The 15,636-nt window shown below is 63.1% G+C and carries 14 protein-coding genes; 9 read left to right on the top strand and 5 right to left on the bottom strand.

The features are described from left to right. From pheS to GSQ90_RS11170, 6 genes are all read left to right on the top strand, one after another. Positions 1-991 (top strand): phenylalanine--tRNA ligase subunit alpha (gene pheS / locus GSQ90_RS11195; RefSeq protein WP_158814895.1); only part of this gene is annotated, 991 nt, incomplete at its 5' end. Positions 992-1,082: 91 nt separating this feature from the next. Then, on the top strand, positions 1,083-3,491 hold the full coding sequence (gene pheT / locus GSQ90_RS11190) for a phenylalanine--tRNA ligase subunit beta (protein WP_158814894.1): 2,409 nt from the start codon (positions 1,083-1,085) through the stop codon (positions 3,489-3,491). A 630-nt stretch (positions 3,492-4,121) separates the two neighbouring features. Continuing rightward, on the top strand, positions 4,122-4,454 hold the full coding sequence (locus GSQ90_RS11185) for a DUF2849 domain-containing protein (protein WP_158814893.1): 333 nt from the start codon (positions 4,122-4,124) through the stop codon (positions 4,452-4,454). Next, positions 4,441-6,114, top strand: a complete 1,674-nt coding sequence (locus tag GSQ90_RS11180; RefSeq protein ID WP_158814892.1) for a nitrite/sulfite reductase — start codon at positions 4,441-4,443, stop codon at positions 6,112-6,114. Before GSQ90_RS11185 ends, GSQ90_RS11180 begins: the two co-directional genes overlap by 14 nt. After that, positions 6,114-6,848, top strand: a complete 735-nt coding sequence (locus GSQ90_RS11175; RefSeq protein ID WP_158814891.1) for a phosphoadenylyl-sulfate reductase — start codon at positions 6,114-6,116, stop codon at positions 6,846-6,848. The genes GSQ90_RS11180 and GSQ90_RS11175 overlap by 1 nt, the downstream gene beginning before the upstream one ends. Continuing rightward, positions 6,848-7,360 (top strand): DUF934 domain-containing protein, encoded by a 513-nt coding sequence (locus GSQ90_RS11170; RefSeq protein ID WP_158814890.1) that lies wholly within the window; start codon positions 6,848-6,850, stop codon positions 7,358-7,360. Before GSQ90_RS11175 ends, GSQ90_RS11170 begins: the two co-directional genes overlap by 1 nt. 65 nt (positions 7,361-7,425) lie before the next feature. Here GSQ90_RS11170 and GSQ90_RS11165 read toward each other — a convergent pair whose 3' ends face one another. The 4 genes from GSQ90_RS11165 to GSQ90_RS11150 form a co-directional block, all read right to left on the bottom strand. After that, complete coding sequence (locus tag GSQ90_RS11165) at positions 7,426-7,758, bottom strand: BrnA antitoxin family protein (protein WP_246731530.1); 333 nt, start codon at positions 7,756-7,758, stop codon at positions 7,426-7,428. Further along, positions 7,721-7,996 carry a BrnT family toxin gene (locus GSQ90_RS11160; protein WP_158814889.1) on the bottom strand — a complete coding sequence of 92 codons (276 nt, stop codon included), beginning with the start codon at positions 7,994-7,996 and terminating at the stop codon, positions 7,721-7,723. Before GSQ90_RS11160 ends, GSQ90_RS11165 begins: the two co-directional genes overlap by 38 nt. A gap of 82 nt (positions 7,997-8,078) precedes the next feature. After that, positions 8,079-9,284, bottom strand: coding sequence for an MFS transporter (locus GSQ90_RS11155; RefSeq protein WP_158814888.1), 1,206 nt, complete (start codon positions 9,282-9,284; stop codon positions 8,079-8,081). 12 nt (positions 9,285-9,296) lie between these two features. Beyond that, positions 9,297-10,481, bottom strand: coding sequence for a DNA recombination protein RmuC (locus tag GSQ90_RS11150; protein ID WP_158814887.1), 1,185 nt, complete (start codon positions 10,479-10,481; stop codon positions 9,297-9,299). Between the two features lie 115 nt (positions 10,482-10,596). On the opposite strand from GSQ90_RS11150, the gene def reads away from it, so the two are divergent. From def to GSQ90_RS11135, 3 genes are all read left to right on the top strand, one after another. After that, the gene (gene def / locus GSQ90_RS11145) at positions 10,597-11,121 is read left to right on the top strand and encodes a peptide deformylase (RefSeq protein WP_158814886.1); all 525 of its coding nucleotides are present in this window, start codon (positions 10,597-10,599) and stop codon (positions 11,119-11,121) included. Between the two features lie 173 nt (positions 11,122-11,294). Continuing rightward, positions 11,295-12,056 (top strand): glutamine amidotransferase, encoded by a 762-nt coding sequence (locus tag GSQ90_RS11140; RefSeq protein ID WP_158814885.1) that lies wholly within the window; start codon positions 11,295-11,297, stop codon positions 12,054-12,056. 74 nt (positions 12,057-12,130) lie between these two features. Further along, positions 12,131-13,786: a hypothetical protein gene (locus tag GSQ90_RS11135; protein ID WP_158814884.1), complete on the top strand. Its 1,656-nt coding sequence runs from the start codon at positions 12,131-12,133 to the stop codon at positions 13,784-13,786. A gap of 185 nt (positions 13,787-13,971) precedes the next feature. Here GSQ90_RS11135 and xseA read toward each other — a convergent pair whose 3' ends face one another. Further along, positions 13,972-15,573, bottom strand: coding sequence for an exodeoxyribonuclease VII large subunit (gene xseA, locus GSQ90_RS11130; RefSeq protein ID WP_158814883.1), 1,602 nt, complete (start codon positions 15,571-15,573; stop codon positions 13,972-13,974). Between the last annotated feature and the right edge of the window lie 63 nt (positions 15,574-15,636).

Raw genomic sequence — 15,636 nt, 5'->3', positions numbered from 1 at the left:
GCTGGGCAAGAAGGGCGCGATCTCCGCCCTGCTCGCCACTTTGGGTAAAATGTCGCCCGACGAACGCAAGGTTCAGGGCGCGGCGATCAACGGCCTCAAGGATCAGGTGAGCGAAGCGCTCGCCGCCCGCCGCGCCGTTCTCAAATCGGCCGCGCTTGAAGCCCAGCTCGCCGCCGAGGCTTTGGACGTGACCTTGCCGGTCCGCCAGCCAGGCATCGAGAGCGGCCGCATCCATCCCATCAGCCAGGTCTTGGATGAACTCATCACGATCTTCGCCGATATGGGCTTTTCGATCGCCGAAGGGCCAGACATCGAGAGCGACGATTACAATTTCACGATGCTCAATTTCCCGCCCGGCCATCCCGCGCGCGAAATGCACGACACGTTCTTTTTTCAAGCCAGCGGAACGAACGAGCGAAAACTTTTGCGCACGCATACGAGCCCGGTGCAAGTGCGCACCATGCTGACCCAGAAGCCGCCGATTCGCATCATCTGTCCCGGCCGCACCTATCGCACCGACTCGGATCAGACGCACACGCCGATGTTCCACCAGGTCGAGGGGCTCGTCATCGACAAGACGGCCAATATGGGCAATCTGAAATGGGTGCTGGAAGAATTCTGCAAGGCGTTCTTCGAAGTGCCCAAAGTGGCGATGCGCTTTCGCCCGAGCTTCTTCCCCTTCACATCGCCTTCGATGGAAGTCGACATCCAGTGCCGGCGCTCAGGCGATGACATCCGTTTTGGCGAAGGCGAAGACTGGCTGGAGATTCTCGGCTGCGGCATGGTCCACGCGAATGTGTTGCGCAATTGCGGCATCGACCCTGAGGAATTTCAGGGATTCGCCTGGGGCATGGGCATCGACCGCATCGCCATGCTGAAATATGGCATACCGGACTTGCGCGATTTCTTCGAAGGCGATGTGCGCTGGCTCGATCACTACGGCTTCCGCCCTCTCGATATGCCGACGCTGGCGGGAGGATTGAGCGGATAGGTGCGTATTCCCTTCTACCGCAAAGCGGGAGAAGGGAGCGCGAAGGCGCCTTCCGCAATCTAGTTTCCACGCACCCACACAAGATCGCCCGATGAAATTCACCCTCTCCTGGCTTAAAGACCATCTCGATACGCCCGCTCCGCTCGGCGAAATCGTCGAGACGTTGACGCGCATCGGCCTGGAGGTCGAAAGCGTCGATAATCCCGCCGCCAAATATGCGGGCTTTGTCGTCGCGCGGGTCATCGAGGCCAAGCAGCATCCCAATGCCGACCGTTTGCGCGTGTGCATGGTCGACGCGGGCGATGGCCCGTCGGTGCAGGTCGTCTGCGGCGCGCCCAATGCGCGCACCGGCATGCGCAGCGTCTTCTCGCCGGTGGGAACCTTCATCCCCGGCAAGAACATCACCTTGGCCAAAGGCCTGATCCGCGGCGTGGAATCGAACGGCATGCTCTGCTCGGCGGCCGAGCTTGAGATATCGGACGATCATGACGGCATCATCGATCTGCCCGACGATGCGCCGGTCGGCCAGTCCTATGCCGCCTATGCCGGCCTCGACGACCCCGTCATCGAGATCAATCTGACGCCGAACCGCCCCGACGCCACAGGCGTCTCCGGAATCGCCCGAGATCTTGCCGCGACCGGCATCGGCGAACTCAAGACGAAGCAGCCGGCCAGCATCCCCGGCGCTTTCGATTGCCCGGTAAAGACGACGCTCGATTTCGCCCCCGAGGACGCGCATCTATGCCCAGCCTTCGCTTTCCGTCTCGTGCGCGGCGTCAAGAACGGCGCCTCGCCGGAATGGATGCAGAAGCGCCTGCGCGCGATCGGCTTGCGCCCGATCAACGCCCTCGTCGACATCACCAATTACCTCACCTTCGATCGCGGCCGCCCGCTGCATGTGTTCGACGCCGCCAAGGTCGCCGGCGCGCTGCATGTGCGACGCGCCAAGCCGGGCGAAAACCTGCTCGCGCTCGACGGCAAGACCTATGCGCTCGACGCCAGCATGGTCGTCATCGCCGATGATAATGGCGTCGAATCGATCGCGGGCATCATGGGCGGCGAGCATTCCGGCTGTGATGAAAACACCCGCGACGTGCTGATCGAAAGCGCGTTGTGGGACCCGCTCAACGTCGCCCAATCGGGCCGCAAGCTCGGCATCGTCACGGACGCGCGTTATCGTTTTGAGCGCGGCGTCGATCCCGCCTTCTGCGCGCCCGGCGCCGAGCTTGCAACGCAGATGACGCTTGAGCTTTGCGGCGGTCAGGCCTCGCATCTTGTGATCTGCGGCTCGCAGGCGACGCCGGCAAAGGTCATCGAATTCCCCTTCAGCGAAGTGCAGCGCCTCACCGGTCTCGACATTGCGCGCCCGGAAGGCGAGGCGATTTTGCGCAGGCTCGGCTTCGGGATCGACGGCGCCAAAGTCGCTGTGCCGTCCTGGCGTCCCGATATCGACGGAAAGGCCGATATCGTCGAGCAGATCGTGCGGATCGCGGGGCTCGACCGCGTGGAGACGCGCCCGCTGCCGCGCCTTTCGGCGAGCGTGCCTAAACCCGTGCTGACATTGTTGCAAAAACGCACGCGCCTCGCCAAGCGAGCTTTGGCCGCGCTTGGGCTGCGCGAGGCGGTGACCTGGTCGTTCATTTCGAAGCCCAATGCTGAATTATTCGGCGGCGGCAGCGCGGCGCTGGCGCTCGCCAATCCGATTGCGGCCGATCTTTCCGACATGCGCCCAAGCCTCATCCCGGGCCTTGCCTTGGCGGCCGGCCGCAACGCACGACGAGGCCAGCGCGACGTCGGCTTGTTCGAGGTCGGGCAGATTTTCCTCGGCGACGGCGAGAACGATCAACGCATCGCCGCCGCATCGCTGCGACGCGGCCAGGCCAAGGCGCAAGGCTCGGGCCGGCATTGGGCGGGCGGCGGATCGGTCGATGTGTTCGACGCCAAGAGCGATGCGATGGCGTTGCTGGCGACGCTTGGCGTCTCTATGGCCGCCGTGCAGATCATTCCAGGCGGTCCCCCCTTCCTGCATCCCGGCCGCTCCGCCACGCTGCAGTTCGGGCCGCAGAACGTGATTGGCTGGTTTGGGCAGCTTCACCCAAGCGCAGCCGAAACGCTCGATGTGGAAGGACCGCTCGTCGCTTTCGAGATTGTCCTCGATCGGATACCCGCGCCCAAGGCGCGCGCGACGCGCGCCAAGGCTAAGCTGGAGCGCCCGGAATTCATGCCGGTGGAGCGCGATCTGGCTTTCGTCGTCCCCTTGAACGTTCATGCGGCCGACATCGTCAAAGCGACGCTGACCGCCGAGCGCGGCCTGATCGCCGGCGCGCAGGTTTTCGATGTCTACGAAGGTCGGGGCGTGCCGGATGGCCATAAATCCGTCGCCATCGCGGTGACATTGCAGCCGCGCGAACGCACTTTGACGGATGCGGAGATCGAGGCGGCCGTAGCGAAGATTGTCGCTGAGGTCGCGAAGAAAACCGGCGCTGTCTTGCGAGGATGAGAATGGTCCGACGAGCAGGACGTTCGACACAAATTGCGCGCGTCTCTGGCCTTGCCGCTTTCGTTGCTCTGACTGGAACGTCAGCCAGCGCCGAGGATTACTCGGCCTGCGCCAAGTTCGACAACCCGCTTGCCTATAACGAATGTCTGGCGCGGCAGGGACCGGTTGCGCATGGAACCAAAGGGACCACGCCGCCTCCCGAAGGCGAAGACGGGCCGCGCGGTGCATGGGCGGCGCATAGCCATGGTGGGCAATCGATGCAGGTTTCACATGCCCGCAATGGCAGAATGGTTCTCGAATTTTCGGTCAGCCCGTCATCGAACGGATCGCAAAGGCCGAAGAAGACGCAATGACACAAATTCGGATTTCCAGGGAGAGCCTCATTCGCGGGATCATTGCCGCCCTGCTACAAACACATATAGACGTAATGAATATGTTATAGAAAATATATTCTAGAACAAACCCGTATTTTATGCTATCCGCTTATTCCATAAGCATAATCTTGCGTTTTTCGTCAGTAAAATAGCCTTTGTCGCGCATCCGTCGATCTTGATTTGTCTCGGTCGCGCAGCATCTATCAGCAACGGCCGCGAATGGATTGAGCGTGTCGGCGTCGGGACCCAGTTCACTATGAGCGACATCATCACCGCCAATCGCCTGATCGACGGCATCGTCCTGTTCCAGGATGCCACCGGCGGCTGGGTCGAGGACTTCGCTCACGCCGCGATCTATCCAGACGCCGAAGCGACAAAGACGGCGTTGGCCTTGGCGAAGGACGATGAGCTGCGCAATCTCATCGTCGACGCCTATGCGGTGGTCGTCGAATTGCGCAATGGACACTACATACCCAAAGCCTTGCGCGAATTGATCCGCGCGACGGGGCCGACAACTCACCTCGATCTGGGCAAGCAGGCACAGGGGCAGGCGCCGGTCCTTCTGGAGAAGCCTCATGTACCGGTATGACCAGTTCGACGCGGCATTCGTCGATGCGCGCGTCAGCCAGTTCCGCGATCAGGTCGCGCGCCGCATCGCGGGCGAGCTAACGGAAGAACAGTTCCGTCCGCACCGGCTGATGAACGGCCTCTATCTGCAATTGCACGCCTATATGCTGCGCATCGCCGTGCCCTATGGCACGTTGTCGTCGCGCCAGATGCGCAAACTCGCCGACATCGCGCGCAAATATGATCGCGGCTACGGTCATTTCACGACGCGTCAAAATCTGCAGTTCAATTGGCCGGCCTTGAAGGACGTGCCGGACATCCTGGCTGAGCTCGCCAGCGTCGAAATGCATGCGATCCAGACGTCGGGCAATTGCATCCGCAACGTTACCGCCGATCATTTCGCCGGCGCCGCCGCCGATGAGATCGCCGACCCCCGCCCCTATGCCGAAATCATGCGGCAATGGTCGTCGCTGCATCCGGAATTCAGCTTCCTGCCGCGCAAATTCAAGATCGCCGTCAACGGCGGCCCGAAGGATCGGGCGGTGATTCAGGCCCACGACATTGGCCTGCAGATCGTGCGCAATGAGCGCGGCGAGATCGGCTTTACCGTCTATGTCGGCGGCGGCCTTGGCCGCACGCCCATGATCGGCCATAAGGTCCGCGATTTCCTGCCCGAGGCGGACTTGCTCGCCTATATCGATGCGATTTTGCGCGTCTACAATCTCGAAGGCCGGCGCGACAACAAATACAAGGCGCGCGTCAAAATCCTCGTCCATGAAAAGGGCGAGGCCGCGATGCGCGAAGCGGTGGAGGCGGAATTTGTCGCCCACAATCGCCAAGGACTGACCGTGCCGGCGGAAGAAATTGCGCGCATCAACGCTTATTTCGCCTTGCCCGCGCTTGAGCCGAAGAAAGCTTTGAGTGAACGCACCGAGAGACGCCGTTCGAAGGACGCGAAGTTTTCAAACTTCCTGCAATCCAATGTCACACTCCATAAAGTCCAGGGCTACGGCATCGTCACGATCTCGCTGAAGCCGATCGGCGGCGTGCCCGGCGACGCGACCGCCGACCAGATGGACGCCGTGGCCGATCTTGCTGAGGATTATTCGAGCGACGAGTTGCGCGTTTCGCATGAGCAGAATCTCGTGTTGCCGCATGTCGCGTTCGACGATCTGCCGGCGGTCTACGATCGATTGGCTTCGGTTGGCCTGGCGACGCCCAATGCAGGTCTGGTCACCGACATCATCGCCTGCCCCGGCCTCGATTATTGCGCGCTCGCGACCGCGCGCTCGATCCCGATCGCGCAGCGCCTGTCCGAACATTTTGGCGACGGCGCGCGCGCGCGCGACATTGGCCCCCTGAAGATCAAGATATCGGGCTGCATCAACGCCTGCGGCCATCACCACGTCGGCCATATCGGCATATTGGGCCTGGAGCGGGCGGGCGAAGAGACCTATCAGATCACGCTCGGCGGCTCGGGCGATGAAACGGCCTCAATCGGCCAGATCACCGGACCAGGCTTTTCTTCCGAAAACGTCGTCGACGCCATCGAGACGGTTGTGGCGACCTATATGAGCCAGAGGCGCGACGGCGCTGAGGATTTCCTGACAACCTATCGGCGGGTCGGCATGGCGCCGTTCAAGGAAGCGCTCTATGAGCGCAGCGCCGGATCGGACATCTAATGAGCGCGCACGACATCAAAATGTTCGGCGACCAGGTCGCCGCTTCGCGCCTCGAAGGCAAGTTCGCGCTGATGAAGGCCGGTTCGCTGCTGCGCCTGGCGATCGAGGATCTTTATCCCGGCCGCATCGCGCTCGTCTCCAGCTTCGGCGCCGATTCCGCCGTGCTGCTGCATATGGTTTCCGAGATCGACAAGAAGACGCCGATCGTGTTCGTCGATACCGGACAATTGTTTCCCGAAACGCTCGCCTATCGCGATGAACTCGTCGCCAGGCTCGGCCTTGAGAACATTGTTGTCGCCGAGCCGGAGGCTGCGACGCTTGCGGCCGAAGATCCGGAAAAATTCCTGTTCGCCAGCGACCCCGATCGCTGCTGCGACATCAGGAAGGTTCTGCCGCTCGGCAAGGCGCTGGAGAATTATGAAGCCTGGATCACTGGGCGCAAGAGTTTCCAGAGCGCCACGCGCGCCGCTGTCCCGCTATTCGAAGCCGAGGGCGAGCGCGTGAAAATCAATCCGCTCGTCGGCTGGAGCGCCGGCGACCTCCTCGCCTATATCGCCAAGGCTGGCCTGCCGCCGCATCCGCTTGTCGCCAAGGGGTTTCCTTCGATCGGCTGCCTACCCTGCACGAGCGCCGTCAAGCCCGGCGAAGACCCGCGCGCCGGCCGCTGGCGCGGTCGAGCAAAGACCGAATGCGGCATTCACCTGGGCGCGCTGACGGCGGGGGCGGGAATCTAATGCCGCTGTGGCGTAAAGACGGTTTTGTCGAAAATGTCTGGACGAATGTCGCCGACGGCGACGCTCTGCCGCCTTCGGGCGCGATCATCGTATCGGCGCTGCGCTGGAGCGCCGAACGCGAGGCGCTGACGAGCCGCCCCGATCCCGTCGGCGTTTCGATCGTCGCCGGCAAGGACGCCATGGAGCAATTAAGCGAGGCGGCCGCCCGCCCGCTCGTCGTTCTAAGCTTCGCCAAATTCGCCGACGGCCGCGCTTTTTCTTATGCGGAACTCCTGCGCGAACGGTTTCGCTTCACCGGCGAATTGCGCGCGGGCGGCGACGTGCTGCTCGATGAAATCCCACTGATGCTACGCTGCGGTTTTGATTCATTTGAAGTCTCCAACGCACCGACCTTACGAGCCTTGGAGCGCGGGCATTTGCCCGGGGGTTCATTGTTTTATCAGCCGAGCGTGGAGCCGCATGAAGTGCCCACGGGAACAAGGCCATGGCTGCGGCGGCGGGCGGGAGTGTAGGTCAGTTTGGGCAAATTGCTTCCAACACTCGACGTCTAGTAGACTCGCACGATCATCCAAGCAAATCACCTTTTATCGCGGTAAATCATCTGCTCGACATAGGAGCGCAAAACGGCGTTGATCTTGGTCTGGTAGCCGCGCCCATCACGCCGGAAAAACTCCAACACGTCGCGGTCAACGCGCATGTTGAGGACGGCTTTCGGCTGCGGCATGTCGACCGAGGCTTGCGCCCAATCGACCGTCATGCCGGCTTCATCGGGATCGGCCGCGATAGCCGCCTCGATTTGCGCGTCCGTCATGGCGGCTGCGCGCGCCCCGTCGCTCTTGCTCTCACCGCGGTCTCGCATAGCCAGCAATTCTTCAGCGGAATATCTGACGATATGCTCTTTCTTCGCCATCTCTCGCCCTCCTGAATGAAATGATCCGCCTGGCGCCGCCGCGCCATGTCCAGACGACGGTGTAGAATTTTCCGTCGTCCAAAATGGCCGTCGAGACGAACCTGTCTTCAAATGGGTAGCGCGAGGGCGCCGTGATCACTACGCGCCCATCGAACACAATTACGGCGTCCACGGAATCGAGATTTTTGCTCTCGATATTCTTGTGGCGCTTGTTTTCATCCCATTCAAATGCTGTCATGTATATACAATTTGTATATATTCGTCAAGGCGCAAGGACGCCTCACGCAAATGGCCGGCCATTCAGGTCGATTCGGCGACTCTTATCCGAATCCCTGATGAGAGCCTTTTGCGGCGCAATCCGGGCGACGCAAAACCAGTAGACACAGCACAGCGCCTACCGAGATCGCGGACGCGACCATCGCAACGCCCAACAGGCCGGATGCGACAGAGGGCGCGGCAAGCGCGGTGCCGCCGGCCACCGTCAGCAGGATCGCCAGAATGACGAGCGCCGCCCCGCGCGCGTCGTCGCCGCCCGCCGCGAGCACCGCTTGCAGGAAGCCGGGCGGGCCGCGAAGCCCGAAGCCGAGATTCAACACGATCGAAAGCGGAAGAAGCATCAATGGCTTGTCGCCGCCAAGCAAGGCATAGCCCAGGATCGACAGGGCGCCCAACGCCGACAGCGCCGTTCCAAAGAGAATCAGCGGGTCGTGACCGAAGCGCTCCACGAGGCGTCCCGTCAGGTTGGCGCCGAGAATGAAAAAAACGATGCCCGTGATCTGCAGCAAGATGAAGTCGGACAGCGCGCCCCCCATCGGCCCGACGATGACGGCGGGCGCGCCGAATACGAACACGAGAAGGCCACCCAATGAGAACGCCTGGCTCAAGGCGTAACGAAGATAGACGGGATCGCCAAGCAGCGCCGCATAAGAGCCGCCGGTAGCTTGCGTTGCGATGTGTGGAAGGCGCCGGGCGACAAGGCCAAGGAGCGCAGCCAGCGCGAGCGAGAGCGCGCCAATCACGATGAACGAAGCCCGCCAGCCAAAGCGGATGAGAAGCCAGGCGCCGGCGATGGGCGCCAGCGCGGGCACCAGCGATTCGATGCTGCCAAGGAGCCCCAACATCCGCAAGGCCCGGCCTTCAGGAAACAGCGCGCGGATGAAGCCCGGCGCAAAGACCGCCGGCGCCGCGCCGGCCGCGCCTTGGACGAACCGAAGCACGATCAATTCGTCGAGCGTACGGATGAAGACCGCGGCGAGCGAGATAAGCGCGTAAAGAGCAAGTGACGCGACCACCGCTTTACGCGGATCGGCATACGCGCTGACCGCGCCGAAAAACAGCAGTCCCAATGCGGTTCCCGCGACATAGGCGGCAAGCACAAGCTGCGCCCGCGCCGGAGTTCCGCCAAGGACCTCCGGCAGGCTGGGCACGGCGGGCAGCACCAGATCGGTGCCCGCGATGCCAAGCGCGGTCGCCGATGCGATCAACGCGAAACCGATGGCGGCGGTAGAGGAAAAGGCGCTCTTCATCAAGAAATGCGCCTATTCCCCGCCCTTCGCCAGCCGCAGATGCGGCAGCGCCTCGATCTTCGCGGACGCCTGCTCTTGCGAAAACTCCATCGTGTCGATGCGCTCGCCGCGCCGCACGATCTTCTCGGAGGACGCGACGATCTGACCGACGTCTTCCTGCGCCTGGCGGAAATGAGTGTCGAGCTTGGCCGTGCGCTCGGCGAGGCGGCGCACGTCCTCCAGCAGCTTGCCGACTTCCGCCTGGATCACATGCGCCTGATCGCGCATGCGTGCATCGCGCACGATCGTCTGCATCACCTGGATCGCCATCATCAAGAGCGAGGGCGAAACGATGATCACCTTGCTGCGATGCGCCTTTTGCACGACATCGTCGAAATGTTCAACGAGGTCCGAATAGACGGATTCGGAGGGTACGAACATGACGGCTAGGTCCTGCGTCTCGCCGGGCAGCAGGTAGCGGTCGGCAATGTCCTTGACATGCTTGCCGACATCGGCGCGCACGCGCGCGACCGCGACCTTGCGGGCTTCATCGCTACGCGCGTCCCGAAACAGCGTAAACGCCTCGAGCGGAAACTTGGCGTCGATCGCCATCTTCCGCTCGTCGCCCGGCAGTTTTATCAAGCAGTCGGGCCGCGACTTGTTGGAAAGCGTCGCCTGGAATTCATAGGCTTCCGTGGGAAGCCCGTCGCGCACGATCGCTTCCATCCGTCCCTGGCCGAAGGCCCCGCGCGTCTGTTTGTTGGAGAGAATATCCTTGAGCGAAATGACCTCCTGGGAAAGCCCGTTCAGCCGCGCCTGCGCCGCGTCGATCAGGGCCAGACGCTCGTTCAGCTTGTTGAGATTGGCGCCTGTCGTCTGCGCCGCCGATTCGATTCCGGCGCCGACGCGCGCGCTGACATTGTCGAGCCGGTCGGCCATAACGCGCACAAGGTCCGACTGCCGCGAGCCGAAGGCTTCGGCCATGCTCTGCAGGCGCCCATTGAGCTCGGCGCCCGAGCGCGCAAGTTCGGCCATTCCCTGTTCGAGTTCCCGTTGACGCTCCTCGGCCGCCGCGCGCTCGCGCAGGCGATGGCCGCGCGCACGCGCCATGCCGACGACAAGGCAAAGCAGCAGCAGCGCGATCAGGCCGGCGGCGGCTTCGAGCGCTTCCCCAAATGAGATGGGAGCGGCGCCAAGAAGAATGAAGGTCTGATTCATGGCGATAGCTATAGCCGATTCTCTTGTTGAGCGCGAACGAAAGAAGAACGGTTTGACCGCGTGCCTGCGCCCGATTATCAGACCTTCACCAGACGCGCCCACTTTCACGAGCAACATGGCTATTCGTCCCATCCTCATTCTGCCCGACCCGCGTTTGCGCGTCGCCTGCGAGCCTGTCGCCAAGGTCGACGACTCCTTACGCAAGCTGATGGATGACATGGTCGAAACCATGCATGACGCGCCCGGCATTGGCCTGGCCGCCAGTCAGCTCGGAATCCTCCAGCGCGTCGTGGTGATCGACCTCGCCAAGAAGGACGAACCGCCGCAGCCGCTTTTCTTTGCGAATCCCGAGATCTTCTGGTCTTCGGAGGAGACCTCAATCTATGAGGAGGGCTGCCTCTCGATCCCCGAATATTACGAAGAGGTCGAGCGGCCCGGGAGCGTGCGCGCACGCTTCCTCGATCGCGACGGCGCGCCGCGGGAGATTTTGGCCGAGGGCCTGTTGTCGACTGCGCTCCAGCACGAGATCGACCATCTCAACGGCGTGCTGTTCATCGACCACATCTCCAAGCTCAAGCGCGACCGGGTGACGAAGAAATTCATCAAGCAGGCTAAGCTGCGAGAAAGCGAAAAGGCGTAGCGGAGCGCGCGTCCCCCCCTCGGCCGCCGCGACCGTAAATGCGAGGCTGCGGGCTCAGACGGGGCGGCCGCGACTTATCGTCGCGTTAACCTTCCCGGCATAAACTTTGCTTACAATTGTCTCGACGCGACGAGGCGGCTTGTGTCACTTTTGCGATAGTTCGGAGCGGCGCCATGACGAAGCGCGATTCGCGCCCAAAAGTCTTGATCGTCATGCATCAGGCGCATTCGACGCCCGGTCGCATCGGCTGTTATCTGAGCGCGCTCGGCGCCCGCCTCGACATTCGCCGTCCTAGCCTTGACGAACCTTTGCCCGACACGCTCGACGACCATGACGGCGTCGTGGTTTTCGGCGGCCCGATGTGCGCCAACGACGATTGCGAATGGATTGGCCGCGAGATCGCCTGGCTGGAGACGCCGCTGCGCGAGGACAAGCCGCTGCTGGGCATTTGCCTGGGCGCGCAAATGCTCGCCAAAACCCTCGGCGCCCGGGTTTTCACCCATCCGGACCGGCGCGCGGAGATCGGCTACTTTCCTGTCGAGCCCGGCCCATGCGCGGACGAACTCTGCGCGGCGCCTTTTCCCCGTCAGGTCTATCAATGGCATTGCGACGGGTTCGAGCTTCCCGACGGCGCACAATTGATCGCATCGGGCGGCGAGAACTTCCCCTCGCAGGCCTATCGCTACGGCGACAAGGCCGTCGCGCTCCAATTTCACCCCGAAGTGACCTATCAGATGATGTGCCGCTGGACCGTGCGCGGGGCGGAAAGACTGAAGCTTCCTGGCGCGCAGCCGCGCGAAGACCATCTCAACGGCTGGCGCCAATATGATCCCGCGGTCGCGGCGTGGCTGCGGGCGTTCCTGCCGAAATGGCTTGCCGGAAAGCTGCCTGCGCCGGCAACGGGGCCAGCGGAACCGATGCTCGCGGTGGCCTGATCAGCGCTTCTCAAAAGCACGACAGCGCTGGGGGGCGATCGAAGGTCACCCCGCCAACCCGTCTTCGAGACCCGATGAACCGTTTCTTCATGCGCGGGGCGACCGTTGGCGCGTCGGCGCCTGGCCGCGATAGCGCCGCCGGCGAAGCGCTCGACTGCGGTTTAACTCCAACTCCCGAAGACGCCGAGCGCTCGACGCCGGCATGGCTATGGTGGGGCGGCCTGGCGCTATTGGTAGCCGGGCTGATTGCGCCAATCCTGGCGGTCGACGTACCGCCGCTAGCTGACTATCCGAATCACCTGGCGCGTTGTTTCTTCCTGGCGTTCGGGGCCGAGGATCCGGTGCTGCAAAGCATGTTCGCGACGCATTGGGATCTGATCCCCAATCTCGCCATTGACCTGATACTTCCGCCGTTGATGCACATCATGCCGCCGTTGTTGGCGGGCAAGCTCGTCGTGGCGCTGACGGTGCTGCTGCCCGCCACCGGGACCATCGCGCTCAGCCGCGCTTGCTTTGGACGGCTGTCGTTGTGGCAACTGGGCGCCGGGTTCGTTTCCTACAATGCGATGTTCCTGATCGGCTTGCTGAACTTCCAACTGGCGGTGGGCGTCGCGCTCTGGGGGGCCGCGGCCTGGATCGCAACCTCGTCGCGGCATCCTTTTGTCGGCGCCCTCATCGGGGCCGGATTCGCACTCGTGGCGTTCGTCTTCCACATATTCGGTTTCTGCTTTTTCGCTTTGCTGATCGGCTGCGCGGAATTGGCTGCGATCTTGCGGCGTGGATTCGACGATGCAGGCGCATGGCGCTTTGCGCTTGGCAGGACTGTGACGACGACGGCGGCGCTATTGCCGACTGCGGCGCTATATACGGTCTCGCCGCTAGCTGGAGCGAATGGTCATACTGTATCTCTGCCGCTTGCGAGCAAGCTTATCCTGTTGCTCGCGCCGGTGCTCGGCTATTCGCCCTGGATTCAGCAGGCGGTCGCTGTAGCGCTTTTCATTACGCTGCTGGCGTGGTGGCGCGCGCGCGGCCAGCTTCTTGTGGCGCCTCTCGCCTGGGCCTGCTTGCCGCTGTTGTTGCTCATTTACGCCGCGCTGCCAGTCGGCGCCAAGGGCGGCTATTGGATTGACACACGCATGCCCGTGCTGTTCGGCTATACATTGTTCGCGACCACGATGCCGCATCGCCTCGGTCGTCGCGAGGCGGTTGTGGCCACAATGGCGTTCTTGGCCCTGTTCGTTGGGCGGATGGCCTATATCACTGAAATCTGGGCGGGGTCGCAGCAGGACGTCGCCGACGTACGGCGGGCGCTGACGCCTGTGACGCCGGGCAGCCGGGTGCTGATGATGCAAGCAAATCCTTATCAGCATGCCGCAAGCCTGGGCGACGATGCCGCCCAGCCGCATTGCGATCCCCGGGCTGCCCCCTTCCTACTGGCACTACGCCGCCTTCGCATTGATCGATCGCCGCGCCTATTGGTCCGATGCTTTCACGCTGCATGGGCAGCAACCGATGACGACGCTCCCGCCCTATCAAGCTTCCGGCGACGGCGGCGCGTCGCCGCCACACGACTACACCGAGCTACGCCCTTATCTCGATGCGGCGACGGCGCCAGATCCAGCGTCGTACCTCGCGGGCTGGCCAGACAAATTCGACTACATTCTCCTGATGAACGCGGAAGCAGTCCCCGATCTAGATACGTTGCTCCCAGAGCGCCTTACATTGCTTGATCGACAGGGCTTCGCCGCACTGTTTCAAGTGAAGCGCCAAGGCGCACGTCCCTGACGCTTGAGCCAATTCGGCGGACTTGCTTGCGGTTTCAGGCGAACGCCTCTTGAAAATTTCTCGGCTTTCCCGCTGCGAGCACGCCCATCGAGCTCAATCGGAACCTCAGAAAAGAATCGAAACGAATACGTCAGAATAGCGAACCTTGGCCGCCAGATGGCTCTCGCTTGGCGGCTTTGGCAGGGCGAGACGCCGTTGGGCTTTTCGTCAATGGATTGATGGAATCAGGGCGCGCCCTCCCGTGTGCGGTCGCCGTCACTTCGCCGTCGGCGAATTCGATGCGGATCGGCTGGCCGGCGCCGATCGCCGCCGCATTGCGCAGAGGCGTCCCTTCGCCATCGCGCACAAGAGCAAACCCTCGTTTGAGCACATTGCGATAGCTCACCGCATTGAGGAATTGGGCGGCGGCGGCCAGTCGCGCGCGTCGCTGCGTGATCGCGCCCTGCAAGGCGCGTCGCAGCCGGATTTGCGCCTGCGCCGTACGCGCCAATTGCTGGACGTCGAATCGGCTGCGCGCCGCGAGCGCAGCCGTCAGGCGCGCCGCGACCCGGGCGAGCTGTTCACGCCGTCGTTCGCGATCGAGCGCAACCGCGCGCGCAAAACTCCGCGCGGCGCCCTTCTGGCGTGCAACCGCGCTGGCGAGCAACGCTTGCGGGGAGCGCGCCACGAGTCTGCGCGACAAGCGCTCCAGCGCGATCGCGCGCCTGTCGAAACCCGCACGCGCGCTCGCGGCCAGAGCGGCGCTGGCGCGATCGAGCCTCTGGCGCGGCACGGCGAGGATCGCCTCGCCCGAAGGCAGCGCGCGAGCGCTGGCGCGCAGACTCGCACGCGCGCGCTCGGCGACCCGCAAAATGGCGCCGCGCCGGCGCGCATCAAGATCGGCGAGATTGGCGAGAAGCTCGGCGCGCACCGGCACGCTGAGCTCCGCGGCGGCGGTCGGCGTCGGCGCGCGTACATCGGCGATATGGTCGATCAGCGTCCAATCCGTCTCATGGCCGATCGCCGAGACAAGCGGGATCAGACTTTCGGCCGCCGCGCGCGCGACAATCTCTTCATTGAAGCTCCAGAGGTCCTCCAGCGAGCCGCCGCCGCGCGCGATGATGAGCACATCAGGGCGCGGGATGGCGCCGTCCGGCTCCAGCGCATTGAAGCCGGCGATGGCGTTGGCGACTTCCGCCGCCGAAGTCTCGCCCTGCACGCGCACTGGCCAGACTAGCACATGAACGGGAAAGCGGTCCGCCAACCGATGTAGAATGTCGCGAATGACGGCCCCCGTCGGCGACGTCACGACGCCGATCACGCTGGGCAAATAGGGGAGCAACTGCTTGCGGCCCGCGTCGAACAGTCCCTCAGCGGCGAGCTTGACCCGCCGCGCCTCAAGCAGCGCCATCAAGGCGCCGATCCCCGCTGGCTCCATCGCCTCAATGACGATCTGATAAGCCGATTTGCCGGGAAAAGTGGTGATCTTGCCGGTGGCGATCACTTCCATCCCTTCCTCGGGACGTACGCGCAAGCGTGCGAAAACGCCCTTCCAGACCACCGCATCGATCCGGGCGCCCTGGTCTTTAAGCGAGAAATAGGCATGGCCTGACGAATGGGGCCCGCGATAATTCGAGACTTCGCCGCGCACGCGCACATAACCGAAACGATCCTCGATCGTGCGCTTGAGCGCGCTCGAAAGCTCGGTGACGGAAAGCTCAGGCGCATTGGTCGTGGGCGAGGATTCGGCCATGGCGCTTCTATGCCCCATCGGGCCGGCGCGGACCAGAGCGCGGCGCGGGCGGTTCTATAAAAG

Source organism: Methylocapsa sp. S129, assembly GCF_009765995.1.
Taxonomy (GTDB): domain Bacteria; phylum Pseudomonadota; class Alphaproteobacteria; order Rhizobiales; family Beijerinckiaceae; genus Roseiarcus.
The sequence above is the reverse complement of the archived record's forward strand: the minus strand, read 5'-3'. Positions and strand labels throughout refer to the sequence as shown.

Coding starts and splice junctions, on each gene's coding strand:
- pheT (WP_158814894.1), top strand. CDS start 1,083: ATGAAATTCACCCTCTCCTGGCTTAAAGACCATCTCGATACGCCCGCT.
- GSQ90_RS11185 (WP_158814893.1), top strand. CDS start 4,122: ATGAGCGACATCATCACCGCCAATCGCCTGATCGACGGCATCGTCCTG.
- GSQ90_RS11180 (WP_158814892.1), top strand. CDS start 4,441: ATGTACCGGTATGACCAGTTCGACGCGGCATTCGTCGATGCGCGCGTC.
- GSQ90_RS11175 (WP_158814891.1), top strand. CDS start 6,114: ATGAGCGCGCACGACATCAAAATGTTCGGCGACCAGGTCGCCGCTTCG.
- GSQ90_RS11170 (WP_158814890.1), top strand. CDS start 6,848: ATGCCGCTGTGGCGTAAAGACGGTTTTGTCGAAAATGTCTGGACGAAT.
- GSQ90_RS11165 (WP_246731530.1), bottom strand. CDS start 7,758: ATGGCGAAGAAAGAGCATATCGTCAGATATTCCGCTGAAGAATTGCTG.
- GSQ90_RS11160 (WP_158814889.1), bottom strand. CDS start 7,996: ATGACAGCATTTGAATGGGATGAAAACAAGCGCCACAAGAATATCGAG.
- GSQ90_RS11155 (WP_158814888.1), bottom strand. CDS start 9,284: ATGAAGAGCGCCTTTTCCTCTACCGCCGCCATCGGTTTCGCGTTGATC.
- GSQ90_RS11150 (WP_158814887.1), bottom strand. CDS start 10,481: ATGAATCAGACCTTCATTCTTCTTGGCGCCGCTCCCATCTCATTTGGG.
- def (WP_158814886.1), top strand. CDS start 10,597: ATGGCTATTCGTCCCATCCTCATTCTGCCCGACCCGCGTTTGCGCGTC.
- GSQ90_RS11140 (WP_158814885.1), top strand. CDS start 11,295: ATGACGAAGCGCGATTCGCGCCCAAAAGTCTTGATCGTCATGCATCAG.
- GSQ90_RS11135 (WP_158814884.1), top strand. CDS start 12,131: ATGAACCGTTTCTTCATGCGCGGGGCGACCGTTGGCGCGTCGGCGCCT.
- xseA (WP_158814883.1), bottom strand. CDS start 15,573: ATGGCCGAATCCTCGCCCACGACCAATGCGCCTGAGCTTTCCGTCACC.